The sequence below is a fragment of the Methylomonas sp. 2BW1-5-20 genome, assembly GCF_052474515.1.
On sequence record NZ_CP184127.1, the window covers coordinates 1,481,277 to 1,496,593 of the forward strand.

Genomic DNA, 15,317 nt, shown 5'->3' on the forward strand with positions numbered 1-15,317 from the left:
ACTCTCTTTTTTTCTACAGGTATTATTAATGTCCGACACCCCCTCCTCCGCCACGCCTTCCTTTAAAGAGTTATCGCTTTCAGACCCCATTCTCAAAGCCTTGGAAAGTGTCGGTTACGAAACCCCGTCTCCGATTCAGGCGCAGATTATTCCATTCGTGATGGCCGGCCGCGATGTGTTGGGTCAGGCGCAAACCGGTACCGGTAAAACCGCTGCGTTTGCCTTGCCGATTTTATCGCGCATCGATCTTAAGCAAAAAGACCCGCAAGCTTTGGTACTAGCCCCTACCCGCGAGCTAGCGATACAGGTCGCGGAAGCTTTTCAAAGTTATGCCGCGCATATCAAAGGTTTTCATGTATTGCCTATCTACGGTGGCCAGGATTACACCAGCCAACTGCGCCAATTGAATCGCGGTGCCCATGTCGTGGTCGGTACGCCAGGCCGGGTCATGGACCACATGCGTCGCGGCACCTTGAAATTGGACCAACTCACCACGCTGGTACTGGACGAGGCCGATGAGATGTTGCGCATGGGCTTCATCGACGATGTGGAATGGATTCTGGAACAAACCCCATCGACCCGGCAAACCGCTTTGTTCTCGGCAACCATGCCAACTGAAATCCGCAAAATCGCGCAGAAATACCTGAACAATCCGGAACAAGTCACGATCAAAGTTAAAACCGCCACCGCCGCCAATATTCGGCAGCGTTACTGGTTTGTTAGCGGCTTACATAAAATGGACGCCCTAACCCGGATTCTGGAAGCGGAAAATTTCGACGGCATGATTATTTTCGTCAGAACCAAAACCGCCACCATCGAAGTTGCCGAAAAATTGGAAGCACGCGGCTTTTCCGCCTCGGCCATCAACGGCGACATGTCGCAAGCCCTGCGCGAACGGGCCATCGATAATCTGAAAAGCGGCAAACTGGACATTCTGATTGCCACCGACGTTGCCGCTCGCGGCTTGGATGTTGATCGCATCACCCATGTCGTCAACTACGACATTCCTTACGATACCGAATCTTATATCCATCGCATCGGCCGCACCGGCCGCGCCGGCCGTACCGGCGACGCGATTTTATTCGTCTCGCCGCGCGAAAAACGCTTGCTGGCCAATATCGAACAAGCCACCAAACAGAAAGTCGAAGAAATGCAGTTGCCTTCGACCGATTTCATTAACAACGCTAGAATCAATCGTTTCAAACAGCGGATCACGGATACGCTGGCCGGCGAAGAACTCAGTTTTTACAACCAGCTGATCAACCAATACCAGGTTGAGCACAATGTACCGGCATTGGACGTTGCTGCGGCGTTAGCCAAGTTGCTGCAAGGCGATACCCCTTTGTTGATGAAAGAGCCCAGCAAAAAGCCACGCAAGGACGCCGAGGAAAAAGGCCGTTCCGACCGCAATGAACGCGGTGATCGTGGCCCAAGACGGGAAAAAGGCCGGGTAGGCGCGGTAGAAATGGAAACATTTCGTATCGAAGTGGGTCATAGCGACGGCGTAAAACCAGGCAACATCGTCGGTGCCATTGCCAATGAAACAGGTATCGACGGCGACCATATCGCCCGCATCAAGATCGAGGAGCATTACAGTACCGTGGAATTACCGGCCGGCATGCCCAAGGACTTATTCCAAGCCTTGAAAAAAGTCCGGGTGGCCGGTAAATCCTTGGATATTTCCAAATTCGATCCAGCTTTGGTAAAAAAAGATAAAAGCAAAAAGCGCGTCGGTTCACCATCGAAACGCGGAAAAAATCAGCCATAAAACGTCAATAATCTCGCCGGGCCGCGTCCTATCGTAGCCCGGTATTATAGCCCTTCGCCGTACCCCCTGATCGCTCTGCGGCAAGCTCGCCGGCCCGATTTAAGCAACACTTCACCCTCGCTTCACATTCCCATCATTGTCCGCTCACGTTGCCGGCGCATGCTGTGCATCGTCTTTCAAATCCGATGGAGAATCTCGATGCAAAAAAAACTTTGGCAAAAGCTCGCGATAATGCTGGCTCTGACATTATTACTGTTGATACCGATAGGCATGATAAAAGATCTGTCCGGGGAGCGGGCGAATCGCCAGCAACAAGCGGTCAACGACATTGCCGCCAGTTCGGCCGGTCCGCAGCAGGTGTTTGGCCCCTTATTGGTCGTACCGTACACTGAACACTGGACGGATGTAATCGAAACTCGCCAGGACGGTATCCCCAAACGCGAAGAGGTACAGCATACCGACAATCACCTGCTGTATTTCTTGCCGGATCAATTGAACATAAGCGGCGATTTATCCACCGAAACCAAACAACGCGGCCTGTTCAAAGTGCGATCTTACGTACTGAACATTAGCGTCAAGGGCGAGCTTAAACTTCCGGGCAACTTTGGCGATCCTAAGCCCAAATACAAGGGCCGGATCAGTTTCGGCGCGCCCTATGTCAGCGTGATGCTATCCGATATGCGCGGCGTCCTGGAAGCGCCGGGGCTGGACTGGATGGGCAAACATTATGCATTCGAACAGGGCGCCGAGTTGCCGATGGATGCAATTAACGGTATGCATGCCGAGTTGGATCTTTTACCGGTGGAATATGGGCCAATCAGCGTACCGTTTGCTTTCAATCTTAAACTGCGTGGCATCGAGTCGTTGGATTTCATCCCCGCCGGTAAACAAACTCGAGTGGAAATAAACTCGCCTTGGCAACACCCCAGTTTTTACGGCCGTTTTTTGCCGGACCCGCAAACTCAGCAGGTCGGACAAGCCGGTTTCCATGCGTTGTGGACGGTCGATGCCATGGCTTCGAATGTCGCGGAAAACCTATACAAATGCCGGGCTATCGGCTGCTTCGACAGCTTTGGCATCCGCTTAATGGAGCCCATCAACATCTATTCATTGTCCGACCGGGCCAGCAAATACGGCTTCTTGTTCGTATGTCTGACCTTCGCGGCGATCTTCCTGTTCGAAATTCTGAAAAGCCTGGCTATCCATCCCGCGCAATACGCGCTGGTCGGTTTGGCGCTGGCGATGTTTTTCCTACTGCTGTTGAGCCTGTCGGAACACCTGGACTTTGTTATCGCTTACTTGTTAGCCACTTCGGCATGCGTGAGTTTGATCGGTTTTTATCTTAGTGCGGTGTTGCATAGCCGCAGACGCGGGGTGGCGGCAGCCGGCTTGTTGGCGGCATTGTTCGGCTGTCTCTACGGTTTGCTGGAATCCGAGGACAACGCGCTGATGTTGGGCTCCTTGCTGATGTTTGCCTTGTTGGCATTGGCCATGGTCACCACGCGGCGCCTGGATTGGTACGACCTCGCACAAACCAACGCGAATAACATAACGACGCTTTAATCCTAACACCGGGCCGATGGCCCGCATCGGCAAACTCGAGGTATTTATGATTATTGCGCATCTGCCCGCCGGCTATATTCTGTCTACGCTGCTTTTTCCTCGCGTCGAGAACTACGGCGTTTCCCGTTCGGCTTTTATTCGCGCCGGATTATTCGGTGCGATAGCTCCCGATCTGGACATGATCTATTTTTATTTTTTCGATCACCGCGCCCACCCGCACCACAGTTATTTCAGCCATTTTCCAAGCGTCTGGCTGTTAACGTTAAGTTTAACGCTGCTTGTTCAGCGCGCTGCCAAATGTAAGAAGCACCCGTTACTTGCGGCAATATTGGCGTTAAACGGCTTACTACATATGCTGCTGGACTATATTTCCACCAATATTTATTGGCTGGCACCATTCATCAGAAAGCCTTTTTCCTTATTCAAGGTACCGACCGTTTACGACACCTGGTGGTTAAATTTTCTATTGCACCGCTCTTTTGCTTTGGAAATTGCGCTTGTGGCCTGGGCGGTTTATTTGTGGCGCCAACATCGGCAAAACCCGAGCTTTGGGGTGTTGCGCAAGCGGGCTAATTGAAGTTGGGCAAATTAACGCAGCCTTCCGCAAACAGCACGGCTTGCCCGCCGACTCTGATCGTCAAATTCTCCAAGCCTTTGTTGTCCATTTCCAACTGAATCAAACTGCGGCGGCTAAATTGGTCGCCGCGCTCGACGGCAAACACGTGAGTGCCTTTTTGGGTTTGCTCGAACGAACACAAGTAACAGCAAAATGCCGGCATCGCACTGCCGACCGGCGGGTCGTCGTGGATGCCGATATTCGGCCCGAGTAAGCGCACGTTAAAGTCCGCTTCCGGCCCCGACGACTTAGGGGCAAACAATAAAATTTCCTGCGCCGCGGTTTGCGGGGCGGCGGATTGTGACCACGCCGCATAATTGAATCGAGCTTTGCGCACCGACTCGTAATTCCATACCGGCACCACTAGATACGGGAAACCGCAGGAAACCAGGCGCGGCGAGTACTTTTTATGATCCAAATCGGCCAATTGCAGACCCAGTAAGCGGCACAATTCGTCGTCGCTCGGCGCAAAGCGGTCGATGATGGAAGCGGAACTGCGGCTAAACTGCACCAGGCCGGGTTGGCCGTCCTTACTGGAAATATTGACTTCGATACGCCCGGCATTTTGTTCGATTACCAACTTGGTCAGCGGATCGGTTAATGCTATGTCGCCGGAGATCGCCAAGACGTAAGCCGCGGCAATAATCGGGTGGCCGGCGAAATTAATCTCGCCCAGTGGCGAGAATATCCGCATACGCCGGCATCCATCCTCATCTTGGGTGCGGTGAAAAATAAACACCGTCTCCGACAGATTCAATTCCTTGGCAAGCAAAGCCATCATCTCCGCATCCAAGCCGTCGGCCTTGGGGAACACGGCGATTTGCGCGCCATTGAAAATCCGGTCGGTAAAAACATCGGCGATGTAGTATTGGTATTTCACGCGTTACTCCATTTCACAGGCCGCAGGCACAGCCGACTTGGGTTGAGCATATTTCGGCGCGGCCATCACTGCGACCTTGCCGTTTTCAATACGCACGGGATGCACCGGTACCGTAACTGACGCATCCTCAAAACACACCCCGGTCTGTAAATTGAAATGCTGTTTGTACATCGGTGACGCCACCATCGGCTGACCGCCGATATCGCCTATCATACCCCTCGACAGGACATTAGCCTCGCTAAATGGATCAAAATTACCAATCGCATACACGGCGCGCCGGCGCGGTAAATAAAAAATAGCCACCTGTTTGCCCTGCACCAACGCGCAGACGCCGGAATCGGCTTGCAGATCGTCGACATTGCACACGTCTATCCACGCACTCATTACGCGGCCTCCTCTATCAATTTGAAATGCTTGCGTTCCATGGCGTTAGCCGGACGGACCTGACCGCGTTCTTCGACGAACACCACGTTGTCGTCAGCTTGGTCGCTGTTGACGAAATGCCGGAAACGTTTCAAGCGTTGCTCGTCAGCCAACGTGGTTTTCCATTCGCATTGATAGGTCTCGATCACATGCTGCATCTGCCCTTCCAATTGCTCGCCTATGCCCAAACGATCATCTATCACCACGCTTTTCAAATAGTCCAAGCCGCCTTCCATGTTTTCCATCCAGACCGAGGTTCGCTGGAGGCGGTTGGCGGTACGGATGTAAAAAATCAGTACCCTGTCGATGTATTTGATCAGGGTTTCCTTGTCCAGATTGGTCGCAAACAGATCGGCATGACGCGGTTTCATACCGCCGTTGCCGCAGACATATAAATTCCAGCCGTTCTCGGTAGCAATCACGCCGATATCCTTGCCTTGGGCTTCCGCGCATTCGCGGGTGCAACCCGATACCGCGAATTTGATTTTGTGCGGTGCGCGCAAGCCCTTGTAACGGTTCTCCAATTCGATTGCCAGACCCACGCTGTCATCGACGCCGTAACGGCACCAGGTGCTGCCGACGCAGGATTTCACGGTGCGCAGCGATTTACCGTAGGCATGGCCGGATTCGAAACCGGCATCTATCAATTCCTGCCAAATTAGCGGCAATTGTTCGACACGGGCACCGAATAAATCGACGCGCTGGCCGCCGGTGATTTTGGTGTACAACTGATATTTTTTGCCGACTTGTCCCAGCACGATCAACATATCCGGCGTAATTTCGCCGCCGGTGACGCGCGGCACCACCGAGTAGGTACCGTCTTTTTGCATATTGGCCAGAAAGATATCGTTGGTATCCTGCAAGCCGATATGCTCTTGTTTCAGGATGTAATCGTTCCAGTACGAGGCCAGGATGGAGCCGACCGCCTGTTTGCAGACTTCGCAGCCCAAGCCCTTGCCGTGTTTGTCCAGCAATTCGTCGAAGGTTTTGATTTCGTCCACCATTACCAGGTTATACAAATCCTGGCGGGTATGCGGAAAGTGCTCGCAAATATCGGTGCTGACTTCCACGCCCAGCTTGGTTAATTCGCTGTCCAGTACCGACTTCAACAGCGACGAACAGCCGCCGCAGCCGGTACCGGCCTTGGTTTCCGCTTTCAAACCGCCTATCGTGGTGCAACCGGCTTCGATTGCACTGCAAATCTGCCCCTTGCTGACGTCGTAACAGGAACAAATTTGCGCCGACGCCGGCAATGCGTCCGGTCCCAGGCCCACCGATTCGTCGTGGCGTTGCGGCAGAATCAAGGAATCGGGGTTTTCCGGCAGATCGATGCCGTTCAGACAATATTGCAACAGGGTGCTGTAGCCGGAAGCCTCGCCAACCAACACCGCACCCAATAAGCGTTTCTTATCTTCGCTGACGACCAGACGTTTATAGATTTCGCTGGCACCGTTTTGATAGGTATAGACCATGGCGCCCTGGGTTCTGGCATGCGCATCGCCGATGCTGGCGACATCGACCCCCATCAGTTTTAGTTTGGTGCTCATGTCGGCGCCGGTGAAGCTGCCCGCTTCGCCGGCTGAAATCTGCCACTACGGTGCGAGCCATCGCGTATCCTGGCGCCACTAAACCGAAAATCTGGCCGTTCCACAATGCGCATTCGCCTATCGCGTAAATATCGGCATCGGAAGTACGGCACTGATTGTCGATGACGATGCCGCCGCGCGGACCCACTTCCAAACCGCAGCCGCGCGCAATGTCGTCGCGCGGGCGGATGCCGGCGGAGAACAATACGATGTCTGTTTCCAGGGTTTCGCCGTCGGCGAAATTCATTTTATGCAGGCATTCCGTGCCGTCGTCGATTAAGGTCGTGTTTTTGTTTAAATGCACTTTCACATCGAGCGCTTCGATCTTGCGTTTCAGCATCGCGCCGCCGCCATCGTCCAGTTGCACCGCCATCAGGCGCGGCGCAAATTCGACCACATGCGTGTCCAATCCCAAATCCTTCAGCGCTTTGGCCGCTTCCAAACCCAGCAAGCCGCCGCCGATTACCACGCCGACTTTGGATTTGGCCGCCGCGACCGTCATTGCCTCCAAATCTTCAATAGTGCGGTACACCAGACACTGCGGTCTTTCATGGCCGGGCACCGGCGGCACGAAGGGATAGGAACCGGTCGCCAATACCAGTTTGTCGTAAGCGACGACTACGCCATTGGCGGAGGTCACCTGCTTGCGCTCCCGGTCGATACTGGCCACCCTATCGCGTAAATAAATTTCTATACCGTGTTCCGCGAAAAAGCCGTCGGCCACCAAGGATAAATCGGCGGCGGTTTTACCGGAGAAATACTCGGATAAATGCACCCTATCGTAAGCCGCTCTGGGCTCTTCGCAGAAAGTGACGATCCGGTAACGATCTTTCGCGCTGCTGGCGACCAACCCGGCCAGCAAATTCTGGCCGACCATACCGTTGCCGATAACAACCAGGGTTTGTTTCATATTCATTTGTGGGCCTCTGTTTACTTCGGATTTATCCAAGCGCGCTATCCGGCCGAACTGGCGCGATACCGCGGTTAAATGAGCTAAGGTCTCGTCGCTACCCTTTTTCGAGCCAAAAAAAAAGGCATCCTGATCGAATGAGTAACTCATTCAAGCAGGACGCCTTTGTCCAGGTTTTATACGGGGGTAAGTCTAACGACAAGACTCGATAAATCTTTAACAAAATTAATGCCAACATCTACAACCTGCGAATTATCCGGCATTCAAAGCCAAGCACCGGTATCGGCGAGCAGTGATGCACTTAAATAACGCAAAATAACCTGCAAATTGCACCACTATGGCGCCATGTTGGCGCCGAATATCAGGATTGCCGTAGGCGCATAGCTGGCACATAAGCTGCTAACACAAGCCAAGGATAGCCAAAACCACGGATAATTCATGTCTTTTACGCCTTTTAAATTACTCTCCATGCGCGGCAAGGCCAAAGTGCTGCACATGAGCTGGATCGCGTTTTTCATCAGCTTTGTGATTTGGTTCAATCACGCCTCCTTATTAGTATTGATCCAACAAGACCTCGGCATCAGCGAAACCCAAATCGAAATCCTGATGCTGCTCAACGTGGCGCTAACCATACCCGCCCGCGTTGTCACGGGTATGCTGGTGGATAGATTCGGCGCAAAACTCAGTTACAGCGTATTACTGGCGGTATGCAGCCTGCCCTGCTTCAGTTTTGCGATGGCGGAGAATTTCACCGAACTGGCCTGGTCGCGATTTTTACTGGGCTTTATCGGTGCCGGCTTTGTGGTCGGCGTGCGCATCATCGGCGACTGGTTTCCGGCCAGCCAGGTCGGCACCGCCGAGGGTATTTACGCCGGCTGGGGCAATTTCGGTTCGGCGGTTGCGGCGATTTTCCTGCCGGGACTGGCCTTTTATTTCGGCGCCGAACACGGCTGGCGCTCGGCGATTGCGTTGACCGGCGTCATCGCCTTGGTCTATTCGGTGATTTATTATTTCAGCGTGGAAAACCTGCCGCCGGAAATTGCAGCATTAAAAACCCGCCGGCCGATGGCGATGGAAGTCACCAGTATCCGCGATCTGTTTTTATACATGCTCAGCCTGGTGCCTTTGTACGCGACGATCTCGCTACTGGCCTGGAAACTGTCCACACCAGCCACACCCGTCCTGACCGAAGGCTGGAACCTGACCATCCACGCAGTCGTCTGGTTGCTGTTCCTGATTCACGTGTTTCAATTGGTCAACAACAATGCTGACCGTCTCAGCCAACCCATTGCCAGCATCCATCATTATCAGTACCGGCAAGTATTCATCTTGGCGATAGCCTATTTGATTACCTTCGGCTCCAAACTGGCGGTATTGTCGATGCTGCCGATGTTTTTCTTTAAGACCTTCAACGAAACCCAAGGCACCAGCATGCTGGATGCCGGCTTTTTGGCTTCCAGTTTCGTGGTGACCAATGTCATCGCCCGCCCGGCCGGCGGCTGGCTCAGCGACAAGATTGGCCGCAAATTGTCGCTGTATTTATTCGTGGCCGGCCTGGCCGGCGGTTATTGGCTGATGGCGATGATTTCGCCGCAATGGTCGATCACGATCACGGTCGCGGTTACCTTACTTTGTTCCATCTTCATGCAAGCGGCGGAAGGCGCGATTTTCGCGTTCGTGCCCCTGGTCAAACGCGCCATTACCGGCGAGGTGGCCGGCATCGTCGGCGCTTACGGCAACGCCGGTGCCATCGTGTTTTTAATATTGCTGACCTTCGTTTCGACCAGCCAATTCTTTCTGATACTGGGTTTATCCTGCTTTCTGCTGCTGGGTTTGATTTATTACCTGGAGGAGCCGAAAAACTACATCACCGAAATCATGCCTGACGGCTCCTTGTTGAAAATAGTCTTGGATTGAACATGGCCTCGCTAAACGTTTTAGTCGTCGACGAATTCGACAGCGAACGCTTGCTGGAAGCGGCCCTGCGCCAACACGGCTGCGAGGTTTTGACGCTGAGGTTGAAGGAGCTGAATATGCTGCAAATCGTCCAGACTTTGCATCCGGACGTAGTGGTATTGAATCTGTATACACCCAGCGAAGCGGTGTTAAAGACCATCGTCGACATCAACCACAGCTATTCGCTGCCGGTGGTCATCTTCGCCGAGGACCAGCAAACCGAAACCATCAATAAAGTCATCAAGGCCGGCGTCAGTGCTTATATCGTCGACGGTTTGGAGCCTAAGCGGATTAAAGCCATCCTCGATATCGCCATCGCCCGCTTCAAGGAGCAACATGCGTTAAAAGAAGAGTTGAAAAAAACCAAGACCCAGCTGGAAGACCGCAAGCTGGTGGATCGCGCCAAGGCGATTTTAATCAAATCGCAAGGCTACACGGAAGATCAGGCTTATCACGCCCTGCGCAAACTGGCGATGGACCGCAACATCGCCATCGGCGAAATGGCCAAGAACGTGATTTCGATGGCGGAGTTGTTTAACAAATAATGGGTTTGTGCGACACGGCTTGGAGAGTTTCGACTCTGCATAAGCTCGGCTGAGTTTGATCTGTTCTTGCGTCAAATTTGGCTCCTGCCAGTCAAGAACTGGCTCATACTGAAGCAATTTCAATGACATCTAACTGTTCGTTTGCCGCCCTATAATCGTCCGCAGTCGTAGGATGCATAAGCGATAGCGTCATGCATCGAGTGGCATCCTAAGGCGGATGACTACGGCCCTACAGGCCTTGGAATGTAGGGCTTTCGGAGTTTTTCACCAGCCTGCTAATTGCTTGAAATATAAACTTCAGAAGTTGAACAAAACTCATTTAATAACTTTTCGAAGTTTATTATATTGCCTTGAATGTCAATAAAATCATTTATCGTGTAGACATTTATTTCCATATTGCTTTTATTTTTAATAACAACCTCTCCACCAAACCATGACGCGAGGTTGTTAAGGTGCCAATTCGGATCAACTAAATATATCTCATCTGGTTTTTCATCTGAAATAGCCCACATCCCATGTATTATTTTGTTTCTAGACGGGCTTAGTTCGCGATATTTTTTGATAATTTTATTGAACTGTTGGATTAACTCATCGTTGAGTTCAGCGTTGACGAATTTTTTTAATATGTCAAATCTTGTACCATTGTTAACTATAGATGTGTAGATCATCATGGATGTAGATGCATCACTTTTTGTTAATACTCCAAGAAGCACACCAAACAATACATCAATATGGGTCCACATATGTGCGATATTAGCAATATACGCAGCATGGGATGGTCTTGTAATAAGACAATCTCTGCCACCTTTAATAAGGGGGCGTGAATCTTTATATCTTTCATTAAATGGCTGAGGCATAAGTTATGCTAATTTTTTTCGGTTATGATGGTACTGTGTATAAATATAACAACAGGAAGTCGTTTATATACACTTCAACGCTATAGGGCCGTAGGCTGGGTAGAGAGAAGCGAAGCCCAGCAAATGCTTTGAAATAAACGAGTTTCTTTGCATTCAACAAAATGCACTCAGCCCGGTAGGGTGGGCACGCTTTTTGTGCCCACGCGGATTTAAAGCAGTTGCCTTCAATTGGTGGGCAGAAAAGCATTGCCCACCCTACATTTTAATTTTTTGCATCCTCAATGACTGAAATTCGCATTAAAGCCGGCATTCGAATTGATAACCGAATGACCACAACGTGTCGATACCAGCATTAAACACGCAGTCTTCCAGACTATTAACTGCAAGATTAAACTCCGGTATTTCTGAGTTTTTTGGTTAGGAAACTGATTTTGAAATATCAAATATCACCGGACATAATCGGGCTTGAAGTTCTCAACGATAAGATAATGACTCGTGGCGAAAATCGTCGAGTTGCCGCTCGTGGTAGTAGAGATCGTCGCGAGTCCGGTCCCGGTTGCGGGATAACTGCCGGATATCGTTACGAATTCTGTCCCGGTCTTTGTCGGATAGTTTTTTATCCGACAAATTGTTTTCCTTGCTCGAGAGTTCGCTATCGATCCTATCCAGTTCGGCGCGTTCCTTATGTACCGCAAAGGCCGCCGCATGGTAGCGGCTGAATACCGCATCGATAGCCGGCGGACAGACATGGTGATAATCGTGCCCATCCAAACCCTCTTTAAAAGCATTTTCGATCCGGCAATACTCTTTTAAGCCCTGTTCGCGGCCGGCAAGATACTGGGTATCGTTGAGCGCGATGCCGTATTCGGAACAGGCTTTTTGGTGATCGTGCAAACGGTCGTTCGCCGCCCCGGTTCGGCCATCTTGCAATCCCAAGCCAAACCAATCGCCACGCTGACAATCTTGTTGGCTAAGCGTCGCGCAGCCGGTTAAAAAAATAAGCAATAGACAGCAACTTAAGTATTTCATCACGATTTTTCCTTCCGGCTAAAGATCCACCACACCGCGAGAACAGCCGCAACTTTCCGTCTGCTCTCACCCAGCTTGAAGCCTAGGAAATATAGCCCAGGTTGGCAATTAATCGAACCGACAATGGGATATTGTTTGCGCGACAGATTCGACTCGCCTAATTCAGGAAGGACAGGAAATGCTCCAGCAACTTTAATACACGCTCAAGCTCGGCATCCGTTTCCGAGTAAGGTGGATCGAAACTGTCGATTTTGATCCACTGCGGCGTTTGCCGGGCGTGAATGAACGGTTCGAAATCATCAACCAATAAGACATCGTTAACTTGGGCATCCGGAATAAACCCCAGGTCTTTGACCGGGCCTTGCCATTGGATATATTCGATGTCGGCAAACCACGGCGGCGCATAACCGTCTTCGACCAGCCGTTTAGCAATAGGTCTAAATCTCGCTTCTTCCACGGCAGTGAAGATCACAATCCTGGAAAACCAGTCTTTACACTGCGTTAAAAAATGTCTGAGTCCGGGCCGGGGAATTTGACTGTAAGCGGTTGAGATCAGCGTGCCTTCCAGGTCCAGGGCTAAAATGGTCGGTCGTACGATAGGCATGCTTATCCAAGGTGGCGGCGAATCGGGGCTGAAAGCCGGTGCGGGCCATTTATCGAGTTCCAGGGTTGACGGTTGCGCTAATTTTCCCCAGCAATCGGGCTTTTTTCCGGATCGTGTTCCAAAATAACTCGAAGGTTTTAGCGCCTGACTGAAATGTTGCGGTTCCGAGCGAGATCGTTTGCGAAAAAAGCGGCAACGATTCGATCGTTGAACCGAATTATTGAAGAAATTTTCTCGAACGGCCGCGTTAAATGCTCGGCCATTTTGGTAAATTGCTCGGAAGTTTCGGCTCTGCGCTAAAACGCCGGCGAAAATAAGGCCGGCGATTCAGTTCCGAACAGCAATGATGCGGAAATTTTCTTCGGATCGCTTGCAAACCGCCAGGTTTACCGACTATTTCAAGCCGTAAACCTTCAACTGACTGCAAACCGGCAATTGATTATCCGGTACGGTGCAGTCCGAGGTGCCGACCCGGTAAATCATGACGTAGACTTTACCGTTGGCCACGACCGGCGGAATCATCCGCGACATTTTGCCCAAGCCGCCGTTATTGTCGTCGCCGGTGCGGAACAGACGTTGCAATTTATTGCCGGGCAGCGTCGTCGCGGCATCGTAAGCAATTAATTGGCCTTCGGCGAACTCTTTGTTGGCGTCGCCGAATTTGGAAAATACCGCCCAAACGATGGCCGAATCGAAATCGATGGCATGGGCAAAGCCGCTGGTGGTGGACGGTTTACCGGATACCATCAACAGCCCGCCGGGCATGCCGCCGGGCGATTCGACGCCGACCGAGGCCAAGTCGTCGGCTTCGGCGCGAAAGGTCGGCAGATTGCCGTCCTGCGTCGAAAAGTTGTAACTTTTCAAGCGGGAGTTTTCGCCCCAAACAAAGACCACGCCGCCAGTTTCGTCGCGTTGCGCCAAGGCCAGGGAATGGATATGGTGCATTTTGTTGTTTTCCGGGTCGCCGCAAGGCACGAACCAGCCGTGGTCGCTATTGCCGGCCGCCGGACACGGTAAGCTGCGATTTAGATGCTGAACCCGGTCCCAGTTTTCGGCGGTTCCGCCGCCATAGTAGGTTGCCACCAAGGGCGGTTTAGACAATAGTTGATTGAAACGGTCGTTTTGGCCCAGCTGGAATTTGTCCAGGGAGTAAATGATGCCGTCCTTGGTGCCTTGCAACAGCAAGCGGGAGCCGGGCACCAACATCGGCCCGGCCGCGCCGAAATCCCAGTCGGCGCCGGCACTGCCGGCCCCTGCCCGGCCGCAGGACACTTCGGAATCGTTGTCTTGCCACAAGCATTTACTCTTGGCTACGCGCTCGTCCAGAAAGGCTTTATAAAAATCTACTTTCTGCAATTCCGGCCTAGCGCCGCCGACGCTGGGTTTAAAGCGCAATTTGATCATGCTTTCGGCCAGATCGACATCGCCGTTATTCGAGGTGCCGTTCGATGTCGCGACATAAACCATATCGTCTTCGGTGACTGGCGCCCCACCGGCTTGCCAGATGCCGGCGCCCCAGGAGTTGAACGCGGTTGCACAGAATACCGCCGCATTCTTGGAAAAGCCGGGCTGACCCAGCAAAGCCCTGGTATCGAAGGCGACTACAAAGCCGTGCGGATTTTTTCGGCCGCCTTGGTAACTTTCGCCGTTGGCGGCAAAGGCCATGACTAAGCCGTTGTTGGCAGTCAGCGCCAAGCCGGCGCGCATTTTGGGATAGACATATTGCTTGGTTTGGTTATTCTGCCGGTATGTGGCGCCGGCATCATTAAACCAGCAGCCGTTACCCTCCTGCGATTGCCCGAAGATACGCACCGGCTGGCTTTTCTGACTACCGTTTAGCGGATTTAAGGCGTACACCCAGTAATCGCGGAACCGGTTGTCGTTGTTTTTCTTTTGCCAGGAGGCGACAAACAGCGTGTTGCTGGCCGGGTCGATAATCGGTGTGGCGGAAATGCCCCAGGTCGGCGTGTGTTTCCACATATCCATGTCTTGCGAGCTGATCTCGGGACCAAGTTTGACTTTATAGACCGTGTCATTGGTGCGGGCATTGATGCCGATCACTTCGTTCTTCATGGTGGTGACGATCACCAAATCGTCGGAGCCGGCGCCATTTTCGATTACCAAGGGCTGGGTTTCGACTTTGGCGTTGAAATCGTAAGTACGCAGTAGGCCGAATTGCCCGGCGTTGACGTTGCTTTTGTTTAGCGTGAATTCCTGATTGTTGGCCGCGGTGCGAAAATTGTTGCCGGCGCGTTGCGTCACGCTAACCGCAAGCGCGGCATTAACCCAAAAAACCGTACAGATAAAACCCAATCGTATGAATTTCATGGCTCACTCTCCCCAGTTGAATGTCAACTGAGCCTAGAGCGTGAGTGCTTGCTCTGTCAATCCCTTAAATATTGAGGTAATTGGGCTGTTTTATCTAACGTTGAATTTTTACCGGCAAAGCCGGTGCTGAAATGTTGTCCGGTGTCGTCGGCACTGCGCCGACTTAGGGTGAATATTCGCCGCCAAGCATTTATTCTTTCTATCCGCAGCGGATTCCGGGTTTAACTGGCCCGATAAATTTGGTTTACTACG

General features: G+C 52.1%; 13 protein-coding genes. 5 read left to right on the forward strand and 8 right to left on the reverse strand.

The annotated features are described in order from the left end of the window. The first annotated feature begins 28 nt into the window (after positions 1-28). The 3 genes from ACH50O_RS06785 to ACH50O_RS06795 all read left to right on the forward strand — a co-directional run bounded on the left by ACH50O_RS06785 (position 29) and on the right by ACH50O_RS06795 (position 3,908). Entirely contained in the window at positions 29-1,768 is a 1,740-nt protein-coding gene (locus ACH50O_RS06785; RefSeq protein WP_446811261.1) for a DEAD/DEAH box helicase, read from the forward strand. A gap of 198 nt (positions 1,769-1,966) precedes the next feature. Next, positions 1,967-3,331 carry a cell envelope integrity protein CreD gene (gene creD, locus ACH50O_RS06790; RefSeq protein ID WP_446811262.1) on the forward strand — a complete coding sequence of 455 codons (1,365 nt, stop codon included), beginning with the start codon at positions 1,967-1,969 and terminating at the stop codon, positions 3,329-3,331. A 46-nt stretch (positions 3,332-3,377) separates the two neighbouring features. After that, the gene (locus ACH50O_RS06795; RefSeq protein WP_446811263.1) at positions 3,378-3,908 is read left to right on the forward strand and encodes a metal-dependent hydrolase; all 531 of its coding nucleotides are present in this window, start codon (positions 3,378-3,380) and stop codon (positions 3,906-3,908) included. On the opposite strand, the gene ACH50O_RS06800 is transcribed toward ACH50O_RS06795, so the two are convergent. Genes ACH50O_RS06800 through ACH50O_RS06815 form a run of 4 tightly spaced genes read right to left on the reverse strand, consistent with a single transcriptional unit; the run spans position 3,901 to position 7,896 of the window. Continuing rightward, positions 3,901-4,827 (reverse strand): PhzF family phenazine biosynthesis protein, encoded by a 927-nt coding sequence (locus tag ACH50O_RS06800; RefSeq protein ID WP_446811264.1) that lies wholly within the window; start codon positions 4,825-4,827, stop codon positions 3,901-3,903. The genes ACH50O_RS06795 and ACH50O_RS06800 overlap by 8 nt on opposite strands. A gap of 3 nt (positions 4,828-4,830) precedes the next feature. Continuing rightward, positions 4,831-5,211, reverse strand: coding sequence for a nitrite reductase small subunit NirD (gene nirD, locus ACH50O_RS06805; RefSeq protein WP_446811265.1), 381 nt, complete (start codon positions 5,209-5,211; stop codon positions 4,831-4,833). Beyond that, positions 5,211-6,797 carry a nitrite reductase large subunit NirB gene (gene nirB / locus ACH50O_RS06810; RefSeq protein ID WP_446811266.1) on the reverse strand — a complete coding sequence of 529 codons (1,587 nt, stop codon included), beginning with the start codon at positions 6,795-6,797 and terminating at the stop codon, positions 5,211-5,213. Before nirB ends, nirD begins: the two co-directional genes overlap by 1 nt. After that, positions 6,682-7,896: an FAD-dependent oxidoreductase gene (locus tag ACH50O_RS06815; protein WP_446811267.1), complete on the reverse strand. Its 1,215-nt coding sequence runs from the start codon at positions 7,894-7,896 to the stop codon at positions 6,682-6,684. Before ACH50O_RS06815 ends, nirB begins: the two co-directional genes overlap by 116 nt. Before the next feature lie 288 nt (positions 7,897-8,184). Between ACH50O_RS06815 and ACH50O_RS06820 the strand changes: the two genes are divergently transcribed. Both ACH50O_RS06820 and ACH50O_RS06825 read left to right on the forward strand, forming a co-directional pair. Next, positions 8,185-9,663, forward strand: a complete 1,479-nt coding sequence (locus ACH50O_RS06820) for an MFS transporter (RefSeq protein ID WP_446811268.1) — start codon at positions 8,185-8,187, stop codon at positions 9,661-9,663. 2 nt (positions 9,664-9,665) lie between these two features. Then, positions 9,666-10,247: an ANTAR domain-containing response regulator gene (locus ACH50O_RS06825; RefSeq protein WP_446811269.1), complete on the forward strand. Its 582-nt coding sequence runs from the start codon at positions 9,666-9,668 to the stop codon at positions 10,245-10,247. A 275-nt stretch (positions 10,248-10,522) separates the two neighbouring features. Here the strand turns inward: ACH50O_RS06825 and ACH50O_RS06830 are convergent, their stop codons facing one another. The 4 genes from ACH50O_RS06830 to ACH50O_RS06845 all read right to left on the reverse strand — a co-directional run bounded on the left by ACH50O_RS06830 (position 10,523) and on the right by ACH50O_RS06845 (position 15,065). Next, positions 10,523-11,104: a hypothetical protein gene (locus ACH50O_RS06830; RefSeq protein WP_446811270.1), complete on the reverse strand. Its 582-nt coding sequence runs from the start codon at positions 11,102-11,104 to the stop codon at positions 10,523-10,525. A gap of 474 nt (positions 11,105-11,578) precedes the next feature. Then, a complete protein-coding gene (locus tag ACH50O_RS06835; RefSeq protein WP_446811271.1) occupies positions 11,579-12,133 on the reverse strand; it encodes a DUF2799 domain-containing protein in 555 nt (184 codons plus the stop codon). A 157-nt stretch (positions 12,134-12,290) separates the two neighbouring features. After that, positions 12,291-12,737: an NIF family HAD-type phosphatase gene (locus ACH50O_RS06840; RefSeq protein WP_446811272.1), complete on the reverse strand. Its 447-nt coding sequence runs from the start codon at positions 12,735-12,737 to the stop codon at positions 12,291-12,293. Positions 12,738-13,130: 393 nt separating this feature from the next. After that, positions 13,131-15,065: a hypothetical protein gene (locus tag ACH50O_RS06845; RefSeq protein WP_446811273.1), complete on the reverse strand. Its 1,935-nt coding sequence runs from the start codon at positions 15,063-15,065 to the stop codon at positions 13,131-13,133. Positions 15,066-15,317 lie beyond the last annotated feature (252 nt).